Origin of the sequence: Xenorhabdus siamensis (assembly GCF_037996745.1) — a bacterium.
GTDB lineage: Bacteria > Pseudomonadota > Gammaproteobacteria > Enterobacterales > Enterobacteriaceae > Xenorhabdus > Xenorhabdus indica.
The window spans coordinates 178,534-197,827 of sequence record NZ_JBBMXE010000012.1 but is presented as its reverse complement, the minus strand read 5'-3'; the positions used below and the strand labels follow the sequence as shown (position 1 = coordinate 197,827).

16 protein-coding genes, 1 tRNA gene and 3 rRNA genes are annotated in these 19,294 nt (G+C 43.9%); 15 read left to right on the top strand and 5 right to left on the bottom strand.

Annotated elements, in window-relative coordinates; genetic code table 11:
- The first annotated feature begins 11 nt into the window (after positions 1 to 11).
- The 4 genes from AAC852_RS13070 to AAC852_RS13055 all read left to right on the top strand — a co-directional run bounded on the left by AAC852_RS13070 (position 12) and on the right by AAC852_RS13055 (position 2,320).
- Positions 12 to 1,001, top strand: a complete 990-nt coding sequence (locus AAC852_RS13070) for a DNA-directed RNA polymerase subunit alpha (protein ID WP_340621408.1) — start codon at positions 12 to 14, stop codon at positions 999 to 1,001.
- A gap of 40 nt (positions 1,002 to 1,041) precedes the next feature.
- Entirely contained in the window at positions 1,042 to 1,434 is a 393-nt protein-coding gene (gene rplQ / locus AAC852_RS13065; RefSeq protein ID WP_038269636.1) for a 50S ribosomal protein L17, read from the top strand.
- A 192-nt stretch (positions 1,435 to 1,626) separates the two neighbouring features.
- Positions 1,627 to 2,040, top strand: coding sequence for a Zn(2+)-responsive transcriptional regulator (gene zntR / locus AAC852_RS13060; protein WP_340621407.1), 414 nt, complete (start codon positions 1,627 to 1,629; stop codon positions 2,038 to 2,040).
- Positions 2,041 to 2,119: 79 nt separating this feature from the next.
- The gene (locus AAC852_RS13055; protein WP_323865635.1) at positions 2,120 to 2,320 is read left to right on the top strand and encodes an alternative ribosome-rescue factor A; all 201 of its coding nucleotides are present in this window, start codon (positions 2,120 to 2,122) and stop codon (positions 2,318 to 2,320) included.
- A 47-nt stretch (positions 2,321 to 2,367) separates the two neighbouring features.
- Here AAC852_RS13055 and trkA read toward each other — a convergent pair whose 3' ends face one another.
- From trkA to def, 4 genes are all read right to left on the bottom strand, one after another.
- Positions 2,368 to 3,744, bottom strand: coding sequence for a Trk system potassium transporter TrkA (gene trkA / locus AAC852_RS13050; protein WP_340621406.1), 1,377 nt, complete (start codon positions 3,742 to 3,744; stop codon positions 2,368 to 2,370).
- Positions 3,745 to 3,841: 97 nt separating this feature from the next.
- Entirely contained in the window at positions 3,842 to 5,131 is a 1,290-nt protein-coding gene (rsmB, locus tag AAC852_RS13045; protein ID WP_340621478.1) for a 16S rRNA (cytosine(967)-C(5))-methyltransferase RsmB, read from the bottom strand.
- 103 nt (positions 5,132 to 5,234) lie between these two features.
- On the bottom strand, positions 5,235 to 6,182 hold the full coding sequence (fmt, locus tag AAC852_RS13040; protein WP_340621405.1) for a methionyl-tRNA formyltransferase: 948 nt from the start codon (positions 6,180 to 6,182) through the stop codon (positions 5,235 to 5,237).
- Between the two features lie 25 nt (positions 6,183 to 6,207).
- On the bottom strand, positions 6,208 to 6,720 hold the full coding sequence (gene def, locus AAC852_RS13035; RefSeq protein WP_340621404.1) for a peptide deformylase: 513 nt from the start codon (positions 6,718 to 6,720) through the stop codon (positions 6,208 to 6,210).
- Positions 6,721 to 6,851: 131 nt separating this feature from the next.
- Here def and dprA point away from each other — a divergent pair, with 131 nt between their 5' ends.
- The 5 genes from dprA (at position 6,852) to AAC852_RS13010 (ending at position 10,240) form a co-directional block, all read left to right on the top strand.
- Positions 6,852 to 7,928 (top strand): DNA-protecting protein DprA, encoded by a 1,077-nt coding sequence (dprA, locus tag AAC852_RS13030; RefSeq protein WP_340621403.1) that lies wholly within the window; start codon positions 6,852 to 6,854, stop codon positions 7,926 to 7,928.
- Between the two features lie 98 nt (positions 7,929 to 8,026).
- On the top strand, positions 8,027 to 8,578 hold the full coding sequence (locus AAC852_RS13025) for a DNA topoisomerase family protein (protein ID WP_340621402.1): 552 nt from the start codon (positions 8,027 to 8,029) through the stop codon (positions 8,576 to 8,578).
- Position 8,579: 1 nt separating this feature from the next.
- The gene (tsaC, locus tag AAC852_RS13020) at positions 8,580 to 9,149 is read left to right on the top strand and encodes an L-threonylcarbamoyladenylate synthase type 1 TsaC (RefSeq protein ID WP_340621401.1); all 570 of its coding nucleotides are present in this window, start codon (positions 8,580 to 8,582) and stop codon (positions 9,147 to 9,149) included.
- Positions 9,150 to 9,155: 6 nt separating this feature from the next.
- On the top strand, positions 9,156 to 9,974 hold the full coding sequence (aroE, locus tag AAC852_RS13015) for a shikimate dehydrogenase (protein ID WP_340621400.1): 819 nt from the start codon (positions 9,156 to 9,158) through the stop codon (positions 9,972 to 9,974).
- Positions 9,971 to 10,240, top strand: a complete 270-nt coding sequence (locus tag AAC852_RS13010; protein WP_340621399.1) for a DUF1488 family protein — start codon at positions 9,971 to 9,973, stop codon at positions 10,238 to 10,240. The genes aroE and AAC852_RS13010 overlap by 4 nt, the downstream gene beginning before the upstream one ends.
- Here AAC852_RS13010 and AAC852_RS13005 read toward each other — a convergent pair.
- Positions 10,207 to 10,761, bottom strand: coding sequence for a gamma carbonic anhydrase family protein (locus AAC852_RS13005; protein WP_340621398.1), 555 nt, complete (start codon positions 10,759 to 10,761; stop codon positions 10,207 to 10,209). The two genes, AAC852_RS13010 and AAC852_RS13005, sit on opposite strands and share 34 nt — an antisense overlap.
- 479 nt (positions 10,762 to 11,240) lie before the next feature.
- On the opposite strand from AAC852_RS13005, the gene AAC852_RS13000 reads away from it, so the two are divergent.
- The 6 genes from AAC852_RS13000 to aceB all read left to right on the top strand — a co-directional run bounded on the left by AAC852_RS13000 (position 11,241) and on the right by aceB (position 19,285).
- Positions 11,241 to 12,783, top strand: a 16S ribosomal RNA gene (locus AAC852_RS13000).
- Between the two features lie 80 nt (positions 12,784 to 12,863).
- Positions 12,864 to 12,939 (top strand) — tRNA-Glu (locus tag AAC852_RS12995).
- A gap of 194 nt (positions 12,940 to 13,133) precedes the next feature.
- Positions 13,134 to 16,038: ribosomal RNA gene (locus tag AAC852_RS12990) — 23S ribosomal RNA — on the top strand.
- Positions 16,039 to 16,149: 111 nt separating this feature from the next.
- Positions 16,150 to 16,265 (top strand): 5S ribosomal RNA (gene rrf / locus AAC852_RS12985).
- The 16S, 23S and 5S rRNA genes sit together here with 1 tRNA gene alongside, the layout of an rRNA operon.
- Positions 16,266 to 16,454: 189 nt before the next feature.
- Positions 16,455 to 17,384: a homoserine O-acetyltransferase MetA gene (gene metA, locus AAC852_RS12980; protein ID WP_340621397.1), complete on the top strand. Its 930-nt coding sequence runs from the start codon at positions 16,455 to 16,457 to the stop codon at positions 17,382 to 17,384.
- Positions 17,385 to 17,686: 302 nt separating this feature from the next.
- The gene (gene aceB / locus AAC852_RS12975; RefSeq protein WP_340621396.1) at positions 17,687 to 19,285 is read left to right on the top strand and encodes a malate synthase A; all 1,599 of its coding nucleotides are present in this window, start codon (positions 17,687 to 17,689) and stop codon (positions 19,283 to 19,285) included.
- Positions 19,286 to 19,294: the final 9 nt, after the last annotated feature.

The window sequence follows — 19,294 nt, the reverse complement described above, 5'->3', positions numbered from 1 at the left end:
GAGAGGACACAATGCAGGGTTCTGTGACAGAGTTTCTAAAACCGCGCCTGGTAGATATCGAGCAAGTCAGTTCGACGCACGCCAAGGTGACCCTTGAGCCATTAGAGCGTGGCTTTGGCCATACTCTTGGCAACGCACTGCGCCGTATTCTGCTTTCGTCTATGCCGGGTTGTGCGGTGACTGAGGTTGAGATTGATGGTGTACTGCATGAGTACAGCACCAAAGAAGGTGTACAGGAAGATATCCTGGAGATTCTCCTCAATCTGAAAGGGCTGGCGGTGAAAGTTCAGGGTAAAGATGAAGTCATCCTTACCTTGAATAAATCTGGCATTGGCCCTGTGACTGCAGCCGACATCATCCATGATGGTGATGTTGAAATCGTCAAGCCGCAGCACATAATCTGCCATCTGACTGACGAAAGCGCTTCCATTAGCATGCGTATTAAAGTTCAGCGTGGTCGTGGCTATGTGCCGGCTTCTGCCCGAATTCATTCGGAAGAAGATGAGCGCCCTATCGGTCGTTTGTTAGTAGATGCTTGCTATAGCCCAGTAGAGCGTATCGCCTACAATGTTGAAGCAGCACGTGTAGAACAGCGTACTGACTTGGATAAGCTGGTTATCGAGATGGAGACTAACGGTACAATCGACCCTGAAGAGGCGATTCGCCGTGCAGCTACTATTCTGGCTGAACAACTGGAAGCTTTCGTTGACTTGCGTGATGTACGTCAACCAGAAGTTAAAGAAGAGAAGCCTGAGTTTGATCCGATACTGCTGCGCCCTGTTGACGATCTGGAATTGACTGTCCGCTCTGCTAACTGCCTTAAGGCAGAAGCTATCCACTACATCGGTGATCTGGTACAGCGTACTGAGGTTGAGTTACTTAAGACACCTAATCTGGGTAAAAAATCTCTTACTGAGATTAAAGACGTACTGGCTTCACGTGGACTTTCTCTGGGCATGCGTCTGGAAAACTGGCCACCAGCAAGTATTGCTGATGAATAACTAGATCACAGGTTAAGGTTTTACTGAGAAGGATAAGGTCATGCGCCATCGTAAGAGTGGTCGTCAATTGAACCGCAACAGCAGCCATCGCCAAGCTATGTTCCGCAACATGGCAGGTTCTTTGGTTCGTCATGAAATCATCAAGACGACTCTGCCTAAAGCGAAAGAACTGCGTCGCGTCGTTGAGCCGCTGATTACTCTTGCCAAGACCGACAGCGTAGCTAATCGTCGTCTGGCATTCGCCCGTACTCGTGATAACGAGATCGTGGCAAAACTGTTTAATGAACTGGGTCCACGTTTTGCGAGCCGCGCAGGTGGTTACACTCGTATTCTGAAGTGTGGCTTCCGTGCTGGTGATAATGCACCAATGGCATACATTGAGCTTGTTGACCGTGCCGCTGAGTCTAAGACAGAAGCAGCATCTGCAGAATAATCTGTAGAAGCGTAAAAAACCGGGTATTATCCCGGTTTTTTATCTATCTTTACTTTTTCTATCCAATCTAATTTTTTTCCATTCTATTTCTTTTAGTTATCCTTTACCTAATAGTAAATACCATCTGGTATGGTGATTTGTTGATCTATTCTGATAGTATTGATTTTATTTCCTGTTTGATTAGAGGTTGCTATGTATCGTATTGGGCAATTGGCTAGATTAGCAAATGTTACACCTGATACTGTTCGTTTTTACGAGAAACAGGGATTGATGGAGCATGAAAAAAGAACAGAAGGAGGATATCGGCTTTATACAAAGCAAGACTTGCAGCGGTTACGATTTATTCGTTATGCAAAACAGTTAGGTTTTACATTAGAGGCAATTGTAGAATTACTATCTATTCGAGTTGATCCTGAACATCATACTTGTCAAGAATCTAAGCAAATTGTTGATTCCAGGTTACAAGAAATAGAAGAAAAAATACTGGAAATGCAGAGAATGCGCGATTCTTTAAAAATGTTGAGTGATGCTTGTTGTGGTAGCGCACACACCAGTACATATTGTTCTATATTGGAAATCTTAGAAGAGGGAGCAACAAATAGGTAATTTTTATTTATTATTCTGAGTAATTAGAGTAGAATTTTCGTTCTGAAATTTAATTGAACAACTACATCTTGAGGTCACTATGACGACATATCGCCATAAAAAAGGTGTTATCAAAGATAATGCTATAGAAGCTCTTCTCCATGATCCTCTGTTTAGACAACGGGTAGAAAAAAATAAAAAGGGTAAAGGAAGTTATCGTCGTAAAGAAAAACATGATAAAAATAGTGGTTGGGAGGCCAATGATAATAATTTTTTCAAATTGTTATCATTGGCCTTCTAACTTTTTGAGTAAAAATATTTTTTTGAGTCTGTAGAAATGAAAACTGTTTATAGGAAGAATGGGCTTGGCTGGAATAACTTTTCTACTTCGGGAACGAATTTCTTATCAGTAATAAACATGATCACATGGTCGTCTTGTTGAATAATACTATAATCATTGGCAATTATGACTTCTTCTCCACGGACAATCGCGCCAATTGTTGTTCCTGAAGGCAGTTTTATGTCTCCTATTTTACGCCCAACTACTTTGGAAGTATGTTCATCGCCATGAGCAATGGCTTCAATAGCTTCAGCAACACCTCTCCGTAATGAGAATACACTGACGATATCTGCTTTACGGACATGACCAAGCAGCGCAGATACAGTAGCTTGTTGTGGGGATATAGCAATATCAATGACTCCACCTTGTACCAAATCAACATATGCACTGCGTTGAATAAGTACCATGGCTTTTTTGGCTCCCATTCGTTTTGCGAGCATAGCTGACATGATATTGGCTTCATCATCATTAGTTAATGCAATGAAAACATCAACTTGTTCAATATGCTCTTCTGCCAGTAACTCTTGGTCTGAAGCATCACCATAGAACACGATAGTGTCGTGCAAGAGTTCTGCAAGCTCAGTAGCCCTTTCTTGATTATGTTCGATAAGTTTGACGCTATAATCTTTTTCAAGACGTAACGCTAAGCCTGCTCCAACGTTGCCGCCTCCGACAATCATGATTCGCTTATAGGGTTTTTCAAGGCGCTGTAATTCGCTCATTACAGCTCTGATATGCTGTGATGCGGCAACAAAAAATACTTCATCTCCAGCTTCTATAACTGTAGAACCTTGTGGCCTGATTGGGCGGTCTTGTCGAAATATCGCAGCAACTTTACTATCGATATGTGGCATATGTTCGCGGAGGGAAGATAAGGCGTTACCTACCAGTGAGCCACCATAATAAGCCTTTACTGCGACAATGCTGACACGTTCTTCTGAAAAATTAACAACTTGCAAGGCTCCAGGATATTGAATCAATTTATAGATATAATCAATGACTAACTGTTCTGGAGATATCAGATAATCGATAGGGATATCATCAGGTTGAAATAACTTTTCTGATTCACGGATATATTCAGATGAACGAATACGGGCGACTTTATTTGGCGTGTTAAATAGAGAATAGGCAATTTGGCAGGCAATCATGTTGGTTTCATCTGAGTTGGTGACAGCAACCAACATATCAGCATCTTCTGCTCCAGCTTCCCTCAGAACTCTAGGATGAGATCCGTGACCATTCACAACACGCAGATCGAATTTGTCCTGTAACTGGCGTAAACGATCTGTATCGGTATCAACGACAGTGATGTCATTGTTCTCATCAACTAAGTTTTCAGCTAATGTTCCACCAACTTGGCCAGCACCCAAGATAATTATTTTCATAGCCATTCTCTTTGTGTGTTAGAAGCCACATTTTATTTTTGTTATTTTAGCAAAGCCATCATATTTTCTCTCGTCCGATAGGAACGAGAGAAAATTATTATTGCTTAGTCAATCGGGCATAAAAGAAACCGTCACCACCAATTGTTTCTGGAGTAATTTGTATTCCTGGTGTTTCCAATGTGCCTGTTCCAGTGATTTCAGCATCTGCATGTCGTTCTAAGAATGCTTTGATTTGCTCACTATTTTCATTTGGTAAAATGGAACATGTTGCATAGACCAGCGTGCCATTCTTTTTTAAATATGGCCAAATAGCATCAAGAATTTCAGATTGTAGTGTGACTAATTGATCAATATCTTCATTTCTTCTTAGCCACTTTATATCAGGATGACGGCGGATCACACCTGTTGCCGAACATGGCGCATCAAGCAGAATACGATCGAATTGTTCTCCAGCAGCCCATTCATGTGGAAGACGTCCATCGCCCATTTTGACGACAGCATGTAAACTAAGACGTTGTAAATTTTCTTTTACGCGCTTTATTCTTTGCTCATCAATATCGATAGCAAGTACTTTGGAGTTTGGAGCTATCTCAAGTATATGGGTTGTTTTTCCGCCAGGAGCAGCGCAAAGATCGAGGATCTTTTCTTCATCACGTGGCATTAATAATTCAGCACACCTTTGAGCAGAACGATCTTGAATGGTGATCCAACCTTTATCAAATCCGGGTAGGATATTCACAGGGCAAGGGGTTAGCAGGCGAATTGCATTGGGATAATTTTCATCCAACTCTGCTGCTATATTGGCTTCTTGTAATAAGGCAAGGTATTGATTTGCAGAGTGATGGAGCTGATTAACACGTAGCCACATAGGTGGTTTTTGATTATTTGCATCTACAATATCTTTCCAATTTTGCGGATAAGCTTTTTGGATGCGGTCCAACAGCCATTTGGGATGTAAATGGTGGCTGAAGTTATTATTGGCTTGTTCGACTAATTCTTGTTGTTGGCGCTGAAATTGTCGGAGAACACCATTAATCAATCCTTTTAATTGTGGGCGTTTTAAGCTGATTACACCATTAACAGTTTCATCAAGTGCAGCATGTGCAGGTATGCGTGTATACGTAAGTTGGTACATTCCAATCATGATCAAGTAGTGAAAAATGCGTTGCTTACCTTTTAAGGGTTTTGCCATCAATTGGGCGATAAACCACTCTAGTTGAGGTAATACTCTCATTACGCCAAAACAGAGTTCTTGGAGAAGAGCTTTATCTTTGTCAGACACTTTTTGTTGAAGTTCAGGTATGACAGAGCTGAGAGACTGCCCTTGCTCCAGCACTTGGCTAATCGCTTTTGCGGCAATGCTTCGTAGGTTATATATATTTTCCATGATATGAGTATGGTCAAAAGTATGGTTAAGAAGCTGAATATCATCAGCATAATAGTAAAGAAGGAAGATACCTGTATGGTACCAGCATACAGGCAAATGAATATTAGTTGATTTTGTTACCCGGAGTGAACCATTCACTTTTAGAGTTTAATAAATCGGCGGCTGACATTGCTTTCTTACCAGAGGGTTGTAGTTGAGTAATATTCAATATCCCATCAGTAGTAGCAACTTGAATACCTTTCTTATTCGCTTGAACAATTGTTCCTGGAACTTGGTTAATTTGTTCTTCAATAACATTGGCTTGCCAAACTTTAATAGGTTGCTCATCAATGAAAAAGTAACTCACTGGCCAAGGATTGAATGCACGAATGCAGCGTTCAAGTTGGACTGCCGACAAATTCCAATCTATTTTGGCTTCATCTTTGCTGAGCTTTTCAGCATATGTTGCTAGAGTATTATCCTGAATCTCAGGTTGGCTCTTTCCTGATGTGATTAGACTTAATGTATTGAGTAATGCATCAGGGCCGATATTAGCCAGTTTGTCATACAGACTGGCGCTAGTATCTTCATTTGTAATTGGGCAGGTTGCTTTTAGCAGTATATCACCAGTATCAAGGCCTGCATCCATTTGCATGATCGTTACACCCGTTTCTTTATCACCAGCCCAAATGGCACGTTGGATAGGTGCCGCACCGCGCCAATGAGGTAACAAAGAGCCATGAACATTGAGACATCCCAGACGTGGTATATCTAATATTGCTTGAGGGAGGATCAAACCATATGCAACGACGATCATGATATCAGCCTGTTGATCTATGACCCACTGTTGACTTTCTTCTGTACGTAACGTTTTGGGTTGGAAAACTGGAATATCGTGTTTTTCTGCCAATACCTTTACAGGACTTGGTGTTAATTTTTTACCTCTTCCTGCCGGTTTATCAGGCTGAGTGAGTACTCCAACAACTTGGAGCTGCGATTTTAATAAAGCAGTCAAATGGCTAGCCGCGAAATCAGGTGTTCCGGCAAAAATAATACGTAAAGAATCAGACACTGTTATTTCCTGCAATGATTAAAGTTTACTTAGCCTTGGCTTTAAGTCGGTCAATTTTTTCGACTTTCTGACGAATACGTTGACGTTTCAGTGGTGACAGGTAATCGACAAATAGTTTACCGATCAAGTGATCCATTTCGTGTTGAATACAGATTGCCAATAGACCATCAGCTTCCAATTCAAATAGTTGACCATGATAATCTAGAGCTTTAATTTTGATCTGCTCGAAACGTGGTACAAACGCACGTTGTTCAGGAACAGATAAACAGCCTTCTTCAATTCCTGTTTCTCCAGATTCATTAATTAATTCCGGGTTGATAAGTACAAGTCTCTGGTCACGACTCTCTGAAACATCAATGACAACAATGCGTTGATGAATATTAACTTGGGTTGCTGCTAGGCCAATGCCTTCCTCTTCATACATAGTTTCAAACATATCATCAATGATACGTTGGATTTCTGCATCAACTTTTTCGACGGATTTTGCAACTGTGCGAAGCCGCTCATCTGGGTAATGTAATACTTGTAAAACTGACATATATGTTTAGAACTGCATCCAAAAAGTGAGTGATAATTGGAACCTATTCTAGACATTTCCTGATTAGATTGACAGTATTGTCTACAAATTAGTCATGTAAGTGTGACAGCTTATTGAGTCAGGATGACAATATGGAAGTGATGGAAATGTGGTTGCGAATGAGAATGGTTTCTCATCTGTCAGCAGTAAAAGCAGTGCCTATTATTGAACGACTTTTGCAAACAAGGCATGTTAATCATGCTGTAATGAAAGATTGTGGTTTATCACCTTCACAGTGTACACAGTTTCTAAAGGCTAGCCCTTCTGTGTTGGTTTCGAGCCTCAATTGGTTGGAACAACAAGGGAATTACTTATTGACTTTTTCTCATCCGGCGTATCCTGCCTTATTGAAACAGATTTATTCTCCTCCACTTGTGCTTTTTGTCTCGGGTGATTTGACCACTTTATCTGAAAAGCAAGTTGCGATGGTAGGCAGCAGGTCAGCAAGTTTTTATGGTGAAAAATGGGGAAAAACATTTGCGGGTGGATTGGCTGAAAATGGAATGGTGATAACTAGTGGATTGGCGATTGGGATTGATGGTTTCTGTCATCAGGCGGCTGTTGATGCAGGTGGAAAAACCGTTGCCGTATTGGGAAGTGGGCTTAAAAATATTTATCCCAGTCGCCATCAAAATTTAGCTCACCGTATTAAAGAAAATGGCGCTCTGATTTCTGAATTTTTCCCTGATACACCACCTAAGGCCAAAAATTTTCTAAGACGAAACCGGATTATTAGCGGATTGAGTTTAGCGCTTATTATTGTTGAAGCTCATCAGAATAGTGGCTCACTGATTACGGCACGCTGTGCACTTGAACAAGGAAGAGATATTTTTGCATTACCTGGTCCATTGGGAGTGAATTCAAATGAGGGTAATCACTGGCTGATCAAACAGGGAGCTTATTTAGCAACCAATGTGATGGATGTTATGGAACATATCCAGACTAACTTCCAATGGGTCAATCTGGAGAAAGAAGATAATAAACAATTTGAACAAACTGAGTTGCCATTTGCTGATGTGCTGGTTAACGTAAGCGATGAAATCACACCAGTTGATATAATTGCCCAACGTTCTTCTCTTCCTATTACAGAAGTTATGACCCAGCTATTGGAGCTTGAGCTGATGGGTAAAGTCGCTGTCGTTGCTGGTGGCTATGTTCGAGTGAATTGAGGGATTGAGTTTTCCCTTTTACTGAAGGTTACAATATTTGTATTTTTCTAATCAATATAGTTTTCCAGTTATGGTGGCTAATATTCGGCGAGTAGGATATGTCTAAAAAGATACCTTTTGCGATAAAAGAAACGGAATATTGCTCTGATTGTGGTGCTGAATTAGTGATCCGCAACGGAGTTCATGGTCCATTTTATGCCTGTTCTAATTATCCGTCATGCTGTTATGTTCGGTCGCTAAAAGCATCTTCAGATGGACATATTGTCAAAGAATTAGAAGGACAAACTTGTTCGAAATGTGGCTCTACCTTGGTCTTACGACAAGGGAGGTACGGCATGTTTATTGGCTGTAGCAATTATCCTGAATGTGATCATACGGAAGTCATCGATAAACCTGACGATACTTCAATTAATTGTCCCCAATGTAAGCAAGGCAAATTACTTCAACGTAAGTCACGATTTGGTAAAACATTTCATGCTTGTAATCGATATCCCGAATGTCAGTTTACGCTGAACAATAAACCAATATCCGGGAAGTGTGAGTTTTGTCATCATTCCTTGTTGATAGAGAAGAAAACAGTTCAAGGCATTAAATTGTTTTGTGCTAGTAAATTGTGTAGTAAGCAGCAATTCATTAGAACCGAGAAATAAAATGAGTAATAAAATCTCACCTAAATTTGATGTAATTATTACTGCCTTAAAAGAAGAAAAAGTGATTGCTTATCCGACAGAAGCTGTATTTGGGTTGGGTTGTGATCCTGACAGTGAAACAGCGGTTAACAAACTATTATTGCTGAAAAATAGGCCTTGGGAAAAAGGGCTGATCCTTATTTCTGATAGCTATGATCGACTATATTCCTATATTAATGATGAACAGTTAGATGATGAACAAAAAAAGATAATTTTTTCTTCTTGGCCGGGGCCGGTGACATGGGTTATTCCAGCCAAAGTGACAACACCAAAATGGTTGACAGGGAAATTTTCAACATTAGCCGTTCGAGTTACAGATCATCCTTTAGTTAGACAATTATGTTCCCTCTATGAGAAACCTCTTGTATCGACCAGTGCAAATTTAAGTGGATTGGAACCGTGCCGGAGTGCAGAAGAAGTTCGTCAACAATTTGGAAACGATTTTCCTGTCTTAGTAGGGGAAGTTGGCGGACGTAAAAATCCATCAGAAATCAGGGATGCTTTGACAGGTAAACTATATCGGCAAGGGTAGGGAATAATGGATAATTTTGCGGTTTTTGGTAATCCTATTGCTCACAGTAAATCCCCTTATATTCATCGATTATTTGCTGAGCAAACGGGTATTGAACATCAATATGGTCGGGTACTTGCGCCAATAGAGCATTTTGAACAATCGTTGGAGCAGTTTTTTGTGCGGGGCGGTTTAGGAGCAAACATTACCGTTCCTTTTAAAGAACGTGCTTATGAATATGCACATAAATTGACTAAACGCGCAAAACTCAGTGGTGCAGTTAATACCTTAAAGATAGTTGAAGATAACCAGATTCTTGGTGATAACACTGATGGTGTCGGATTATTGGCAGACTTGCAACGACTCAATTTTATTAGCCAAGGGCAGCATATATTGATTATAGGGGCTGGTGGTGCCGCAAAAGGGGTAATTTCTCCCTTATTAGAGTCAGGCTGTAAGATTACTATCACTAACCGTACGTTCGCACGTGCACAAGCAATAGCGGATAAATTTTCTGTATTGGGCCATATCCAGGCAGTTGATATAAAATCCTTCTTGTCTCCGGATTTTGATCTTGTCATCAATGCAACAGCTTCTGGTCTTAGTGGGAGTATTCCCAGAATATCACCATCGATTTTCTGTAATAATAGTGCCTGCTACGATATGCACTATCAACAGGGATTAACTCCTTTTCTTGATTTTGCTAAGAGCAATAATGTTTCACGTTGGGCTGACGGGTTAGGAATGCTGGTGGGACAGGCGGCACATGCTTTTGAGCTTTGGCATGGCATATTACCAAAAGTAGAACCCATTTTAACTACTTTAAGGAAAGAGTTACACACATGAATCAAGCAATTCAATTTCCTGATCGCGAAGAATGGAGTGAGCAGGAAAGCAAAGTTATCTTCCCTGCTATAGTTGGTGGTTTATTGGTACAGTGTATGATTAGTACTGATGAATTAATTCATCGGTATGGTAAAGAGTTTCATCCACTCGATTTATTTCGCCAATATCGTTGGGATTTGGAAGAAGAGTTTGAAGAAGTCATCCTGAGTGGAATAGATGATCAATTTGGATGTTACTCTTTACCCTCTGATATATCTGCTAAGTAATCATCTTTCCAACGGACATAGTTATTAGCAGAATAAATAAGCCCTTCTAGTTCTTCAGGTTTAAGTTTTCTTACTTGTTTGGCGGGGCTACCTATATACAGATATCCACTCTCTAATGTTTTTCCTGGTGGAACAAGGCTAGCCGCTCCAATAATGACATTGTCTTCAATGACAGCTCCATCCAATATAATTGCACCCATTCCAATTAACACTCGGTTTCCAATCGTACAACCGTGTAAGATTGCCTTATGACCGATAGTGACTTCTTCACCTATAATTAGAGGGAAGCCATTGGGATTATTAGGTGATTTATGTGTAACATGTAAAATAGAGCCATCTTGGATATTTGTACGTGTACCAATAGAAATGTAATTTACATCACCACGGATGACCACCAGTGGCCAGATGCTTACATCATCCGCTAATTTGACATCTCCAATCACGATAGATGTAGGATCTAACATGACTCTTTGACCAACTTGAGGCCGTAATTTTAGGTATTGACGTAAAACAGTAGACATAAAAAATCTCAATGGTAGTAAAAGAGGGTAACAATTATATGAGATGTTATTGAGGAAAAGATCACCATGCAATGGGAAATTAGCGTTAATTTTATACTCGTTGGACGGTTTTTATATTGCTTGGGTTAAAAACTGTGCACTTGAAAGTAAAATTGCAAAAAAACGCTTGTCAGTGCCGGAAAACCCCCTATAATGCGCCACCACTGACCGACGCAGAGCCGAAACAAGGCGCGGAGGACAGTGAGAGAAAAGCGAAAATAAACGCTTGACTCCGGAGGCGAAACGCGTAAGATACGCTGCCTCGCAACCCGAACGCAGGTTCGGTTGCCCATGCTCTTTAACAAATTAATCAGACAATCTGTGTGGGCACTCGCAAGACACCGTCGAAAGCCGAAAGGCAAAAAGATTAAGTCTTGAAGAGTGACTGAACAGTTAATTCATTACGAACTAACAGTTTAATTCTTTGAGCAGCAAACTTTGAATTGAAGAGTTTGATCATGGCTCAGATTGAACGCTGGCGGCAGGCCTAACACATGCAAGTCGGGCGGCAGCGGGGGAAAGCGTGCTTTCCTGCCGGCGAGCGGCGGACGGGTGAGTAATGTCTGGGGATCTGCCCGATGGAGGGGGATAACCACTGGAAACGGTGGCTAATACCGCATAACCTCTGGGGAGCAAAGTGGGGGACCTTCGGGCCTCACGCCATCGGATGAACCCAGATGGGATTAGCTAGTAGGTGAGGTAAGGGCTCACCTAGGCGACGATCCCTAGCTGGTCTGAGAGGATGACCAGCCACACTGGGACTGAGACACGGCCCAGACTCCTACGGGAGGCAGCAGTGGGGAATATTGCACAATGGGCGGCAGCCTGATGCAGCCATGCCGCGTGTATGAAGAAGGCCTTCGGGTTGTAAAGTACTTTCAGCGGGGAGGAAGGCGTAAAGTTGAATACACTTTGCGATTGACGTTACCCGCAGAAGAAGCACCGGCTAACTCCGTGCCAGCAGCCGCGGTAATACGGAGGGTGCAAGCGTTAATCGGAATTACTGGGCGTAAAGCGCACGCAGGCGGTCCATTAAGTTAGATGTGAAATCCCCGGGCTTAACCTGGGAACGGCATCTAAGACTGGTGGGCTAGAGTCTCGTAGAGGGGGGTAGAATTCCACGTGTAGCGGTGAAATGCGTAGAGATGTGGAGGAATACCGGTGGCGAAGGCGGCCCCCTGGACGAAGACTGACGCTCAGGTGCGAAAGCGTGGGGAGCAAACAGGATTAGATACCCTGGTAGTCCACGCCGTAAACGATGTCGATTTGGAGGCTGTGCCCCTGAGGTGTGGCTTCCGGAGCTAACGCGTTAAATCGACCGCCTGGGGAGTACGGTCGCAAGATTAAAACTCAAATGAATTGACGGGGGCCCGCACAAGCGGTGGAGCATGTGGTTTAATTCGATGCAACGCGAAGAACCTTACCTACTCTTGACATCCAGCGAAGCCTTTGGAGACAGAGGCGTGCCTTCGGGAGCGCTGAGACAGGTGCTGCATGGCTGTCGTCAGCTCGTGTTGTGAAATGTTGGGTTAAGTCCCGCAACGAGCGCAACCCTTATCCTTTGTTGCCAGCACGTTAGGGTGGGAACTCAAGGGAGACTGCCGGTGATAAACCGGAGGAAGGTGGGGATGACGTCAAGTCATCATGGCCCTGACGAGTAGGGCTACACACGTGCTACAATGGCGGATACAAAGAGAAGCGACCTCGCGAGAGCAAGCGGACCTCATAAAGTCTGTCGTAGTCCGGATTGGAGTCTGCAACTCGACTCCATGAAGTCGGAATCGCTAGTAATCGTAGATCAGCATGCTACGGTGAATACGTTCCCGGGCCTTGTACACACCGCCCGTCACACCATGGGAGTGGGTGGCAAAAGAAGTCGGTAGCTTAACCTGCGGGAGGGCGCTGACCACTTTGTGATTCATGACTGGGGTGAAGTCGTAACAAGGTAACCGTAGGGGAACCTGCGGTTGGATCACCTCCTTAACCTATGAGGGTGAACTGTGAGTGTTCACACAGATTGTCTGATGAATGTAAGACGAGCAGCGTCTGCGAAGCGACTTGAAGTCCCCTTCGTCTAGAGGCCTAGGACACCGCCCTTTCACGGCGGTAACAGGGGTTCGAATCCCCTAGGGGACGCCATAGCTTTGCTCAGGCGCCGGGTGAAAAGCGGCGCCAGCAACGGTATTGTTAAGCGGGCTTGAAAGCCGGTTTAGCAATACCAGCTCTTTAACAATCTGGAACAAGCTGAAAAATTGAAACACTCAGTAGATGTCAAATGACAACTATTGAGGAGTCTCTCAAAACTCCAGTCCGAAGACTTCTTCGGGTTGTGAGGTTAAGCGACTAAGCGTACACGGTGGATGCCTAGGCAGTCAGAGGCGATGAAGGGCGTGCTAATCTGCGATAAGCGCCGGTAAGGTGATAGGAACCGCAATAACCGGCGATACCCGAATGGGGCAACCCAGTGCAATCCGTTGCACTATCCTGGCCTGAATCCATAGGGGCAGGAGGCGAACCGGGGGAACTGAAACATCTCAGTACCCCGAGGAAAAGAAATCAACCGAGATTCCCCCAGTAGCGGCGAGCGAACGGGGAGGAGCCCAGAGCGATCAGCAGTGTCAGCGTCAGGAGAACGGTCTGGAAAGGCCGGCAGTAAAGGGTGACAGCCCCGTATCCGAAGACGCTGGCAGTGTGAGCTCGACGAGTAGGGCGGGACACGTGGTATCCTGTCTGAACAGGGGGGGACCATCCTCCAAGGCTAAATACTCCTGACTGACCGATAGTGAACCAGTACCGTGAGGGAAAGGCGAAAAGAACCCCGGCGAGGGGAGTGAAAGAGAACCTGAAACCGTGTACGTACAAGCAGTGGGAGCACCTTCGGGTGTGACTGCGTACCTTTTGTATAATGGGTCAGCGACTTATATTCTGTAGCAAGGTTAACCGCATAGGGGAGCCGCAGGGAAACCGAGTCTTAACGGGGCGCGAAGTTGCAGGGTATAGACCCGAAACCCGGTGATCTAGCCATGGGCAGGTTGAAGGTTGGGTAACACTAACTGGAGGACCGAACCGACTAATGTTGAAAAATTAGCGGATGACTTGTGGCTGGGGGTGAAAGGCCAATCAAACCGGGAGATAGCTGGTTCTCCCCGAAAGCTATTTAGGTAGCGCCTCGTGAACTCATCTCCGGGGGTAGAGCACTGTTTCGGCTAGGGGGTCATCCCGACTTACCAACCCGATGCAAACTGCGAATACCGGAGAATGTTATCACGGGAGACACACGGCGGGTGCTAACGTCCGTCGTGAAGAGGGAAACAACCCAGACCGCCAGCTAAGGTCCCCAAGTCCTGGTTAAGTGGGAAACGAAGTGGGAAGGCTCAGACAGCCAGGATGTTGGCTTAGAAGCAGCCATCATTTAAAGAAAGCGTAATAGCTCACTGGTCGAGTCGGCCTGCGCGGAAGATGTAACGGGGCTAAACCAGGCACCGAAGCTGCGGCAGCGACATATTAATGTTGCTGGGTAGGGGAGCGTTCTGTAAGCCGCTGAAGGTGAACCGTGAGGTTTGCTGGAGGTATCAGAAGTGCGAATGCTGACATAAGTAACGATAAAGCGGGTGAAAAACCCGCTCGCCGGAAGACCAAGGGTTCCTGTCCAACGTTAATCGGGGCAGGGTGAGTCGACCCCTAAGGCGAGGCTGAACAGCGTAGTCGATGGGCAACAGGTTAATATTCCTGTACTCGGTGTTACTGCGAAGGGGGGACGGAGAAGGCTATGTCATCCGGGCGACGGTCGTCCCGGTTTAAGCGTGTAGGTGGGATAACCTGGCAAATCCGGTTATCTGTAACACTGAGGCGTGATGACGAGGCACTACGGTGCTGAAGTGACAGATGCCCGGCTTCCAGGAAAAGCCTCTAAGCATCAGGTAACAGTGAATCGTACCCCAAACCGACACAGGTGGTCAGGTAGAGAATACTCAGGCGCTTGAGAGAACTCGGGTGAAGGAACTAGGCAAAATGGTGCCGTAACTTCGGGAGAAGGCACGCTGGCATTAGGTGAAGGGACAGGCGCCCGGAGCCAAAGCCAGCCGCAGATACCAGCTGGCTGCAACTGTTTAATAAAAACACAGCACTGTGCAAACACGAAAGTGGACGTATACGGTGTGACGCCTGCCCGGTGCTGGAAGGTTAATTGATGGGGTTATCCGTAAGGAGACGCTCTTGATCGAAGCCCCAGTAAACGGCGGCCGTAACTATAACGGTCCTAAGGTAGCGAAATTCCTTGTCGGGTAAGTTCCGACCTGCACGAATGGCGTAATGATGGCCAGGCTGTCTCCACCCGAGACTCAGTGAAATTGAACTCGCTGTGAAGATGCAGTGTACCCGCGGCAAGACGGAAAGACCCCGTGAACCTTTACTATAGCTTGACACTGAACATGGAGCCTTGATGTGTAGGATAGGTGGGAGGCAGTGAAGTGTGGACGCCAGTCTGCACGGAGCCATCCTTGAAATACCACCCTTGAATGTTTGATGTTCTAACGCCGGCCCGTTATCCGGGTTGCGGACAGTGTCTGGTGGGTAGTTTGACTGGGGCGGTCTCCTCCCAAAGCGTAACGGAGGAGCACGAAGGTCAGCTAATCACGGTCGGACATCGTGAGGTTAGTGCAAAGGCATAAGCTGGCTTGACTGCGAGCGTGACGGCGCGAGCAGGTACGAAAGTAGGTCTTAGTGATCCGGTGGTTCTGTATGGAAGGGCCATCGCTCAACGGATAAAAGGTACTCCGGGGATAACAGGCTGATACCGCCCAAGAGTTCATATCGACGGCGGTGTTTGGCACCTCGATGTCGGCTCATCACATCCTGGGGCTGAAGTAGGTCCCAAGGGTATGGCTGTTCGCCATTTAAAGTGGTACGCGAGCTGGGTTTAGAACGTCGTGAGACAGTTCGGTCCCTATCTGCCGTGGGCGCTGGAAGATTGAAAGGGGCTGCTCCTAGTACGAGAGGACCGGAGTGGACGCACCACTGGTGTCCGGGTTGTCATGCCAATGGCACTGCCCGGTAGCTAAGTGCGGAAGAGATAACCGCTGAAAGCATCTAAGCGGGAAACTTGCCTTGAGATGAGTCTTCCCTTATCCCCTGAGGATACTGAAGGGCCGTCCGAGACCAGGACGTGGATAGGCTGGGTGTGTAAGCGTTGCGAGACGTTGAGCTAACCAGTACTAATGTACCGTGCGGCTTAACCTGACAACACCGAAGGGGTTTTGCGGGTTTTGAGAGAGAAGAAAGCGCAGGTTTCAGATAAAAGAGCGCCCTGAAACGGGGCGTCAGCTTGTTCGGGATTGAACACAGGATTTGTCTGGCGGCAATAGCGCGGTGGTCCCACCTGACCCCATGCCGAACTCAGCAGTGAAACGCCGTTGCGCCGATGGTAGTGTGGGGTCTCCCCATGCGAGAGTAGGGCACTGCCAGACATCAATTTGACAGAGAAGCCATCCTTAACCGGATGGCTTTTTTTCGTTTGATTTTTTTATTGCTTTTTCTTATTTCATAGAATGAAATAATTTCAATTTGCGTACAAGAACTCGACATTATCCCCACCTTTAGGTTAGATTCAGCTATCTAGAAGGCTAAATATATGTGGAATAATTGAGGTTCATACAATGCCAATTCGTGTACCAGATGAACTGCCAGCAGTTAATTTTCTTCGCAATGAAAATATCTTTGTCATGACATCAACAAGGGCGAATGTCCAGGATATTCGCCCCTTAAAGGTATTGTTGCTAAATCTTATGCCAAAGAAGATAGAAACGGAGAATCAGTTTATCAGGCTATTGTCCAATTCACCGTTACAGATTGATATTCAGTTGCTGCGAATAAACAGTCACCGATGTAAGAATACTCCAGCAGAACATTTGGATAATTTTTATTGTGATTTTGAATCCATAAAAGAGCAAAATTTTGATGGTTTGATCGTAACAGGTGCTCCTTTGGGATTAGTAAAATTTGAAGATGTGACTTATTGGCAAGAGATTGAAAAAATTATCAATTGGGCTAAAAGCCATGTGACTTCAACACTTTTCGTGTGTTGGGCTGTTCAGGCCGCGTTAAATATTCTTTATAACCTCCCCAAATATACACGAACAACTAAACTATCAGGTGTTTATTCTCATACAATCTTGAATCCTTTTGCGCTATTGACCAGAGGGTTTGATGAATCATTTTGGGCTCCTCATTCACGTTTTGCTGATTTTCCAGAATCAGCTATTCGTGAGCATACAGATTTAGATATTTTGGCTAGCTCAGAGGAGGCTGGTGTTTATTTGTTTGCCAGTAAAGATAAAAGGTTAGTATTTGTAACAGGGCATCCAGAATATGATGTTGGGACATTAGCCGCAGAATATCAGCGTGATCAAATTGCTGGGTTAGCGCCTGCATTACCAGTAAATTATTTTCCGAATAATGATCCAGAAAATAAGCCTGTTGCAACGTGGCGTAGTCACGGTCATTTATTATTTTCAAATTGGCTTAATTACTGTGTATATCAGATCACGCCGTATGATCTGTCTTATATGAATCCTTCCTTAGATTGAATCAGTTGAAAACAGTGAAAAATGAGAGCTGACTGAAGCGAGTCATTTCTCATTTTTTTAATTTTCTGTTTTTCTGTCAGTAGATCTCCATTTTTTCCATTTCTTATATATAACAAAAGCTTAACAATATCATGTAAGTTATTTTGGAATTTAATTCCCTATTTTTCTTTGATTATATTTTATATAACTTAATGATTTTTATAAAATTTAATTATTTATATAAAATAATGGAAATGGTTTTTGATTTATTTTTTATATTGATTACTCTTATCGGGTGAGCATTTTAAAGTGAGGAATCGGGAATGGCACAGCAAGTGTTAGAAACTGAATTAACTTTTATAAAATCTTTCTCTGAAGCTGAAAAACAGGTATTAACAACTAAATCTGTTCAATTTTTGGAGAGTTTGGTTGTCAGATTTTCTGATAGACGTAGAAAATTATTAGAAGATCGAGTGAATTGGCAGAAGAGAATAGATGATGGTGCGCTTCCAGATTTTATTTCGGAAACTATTTCCATTAGAAATGGCGATTGGAAGATTCAGAGTATTCCTGACGATCTTAAAGATCGTCGAGTGGAGATCACAGGTCCTGTAGAACGAAAAATGGTCATCAATGCATTGAATGCCAATGTTAAGGTGTTTATGGCAGATTTTGAAGATTCTCTGGCACCAACATGGGATAAGATTATTGATGGGCAAATTAACTTGCGTGATGCGGTTAATAGGACAATTTCATATACCAATGAACAGGGTAAACGTTATGAATTGAAATCTGATCCCGCTGTATTAATTGCTCGTGTCCGGGGATTACATCTGTCAGAAAAACACGTCATTTATAAGAATGAGCCAATCTCTGGCGGATTATTTGATTTCGCACTTTATTTTTACTTGAATCATAAGCAGTTGCTGGCAAAAGGGAGCGGTCCTTATTTCTATTTGCCTAAAATTCAGAGCTACCATGAAGCGCAGTGGTGGAGTGATGTTTTCAGTTTTACGGAAGAGTATTTCAATCTGGCAAAAGGGACGATAAAAGCTACAGTCTTAATTGAGACACTGCCCGCCGTTTTCCAAATGGATGAAATTCTCTATCACTTACGTCACCACATCGTTGGCCTGAATTGTGGGCGTTGGGATTATATTTTCAGTTATATCAAAACATTAAAGAATCATCCTGATCGCGTTTTACCTGATCGCCAGTCTGTCACTATGACACAGCCTTTCCTGAATGCTTATTCCCGTTTATTAATTAAAACTTGTCATAAGCGCGGTGCATTCGCTATGGGAGGAATGTCGGCATTTATACCGAGTAAAGATCCTGAACAGAATCAGAAAGTATTAGACAAAGTCAGGGGTGATAAAGAACTGGAGGCTAATAACGGTCATGATGGCACATGGATCGCACACCCCGGCCTAGCTGATATTGCTATGGATGTATTCAATTCAAAGCTAGGTGATCGACCAAATCAACTGATGGTTTCCCGTGAAGAAGATGAAACGATCACTGCCGAACAACTGCTTGCACCGAGCTTGGGAGAGAGAACAGAAGAAGGGATGCGGGCGAATATTCGGGTTGCCGTCCAGTATATAGAGGCATGGGTTTCAGGTAATGGTTGTGTACCGATATACGGTTTGATGGAAGATGCAGCGACTGCGGAAATTTCTCGTACCTCTATTTGGCAATGGATACACCATGAAAAGTCACTTGCCAACGGTAAAAAGGTAACAAAAGAACTGTTCAGCCAGATGCTGAAAGAAGAATTGATAGTCATTAAACAAGAAGTGGGGGAGAAGCGTTTTAACCAAGGGAGATTTATGGAGGCTTCAGACCTGATGGAACGGATCACCACACAAGATGATTTAGTCGATTTTCTGACCCTGCCGGGCTATCAATTACTCGATTAATGTAAAAAC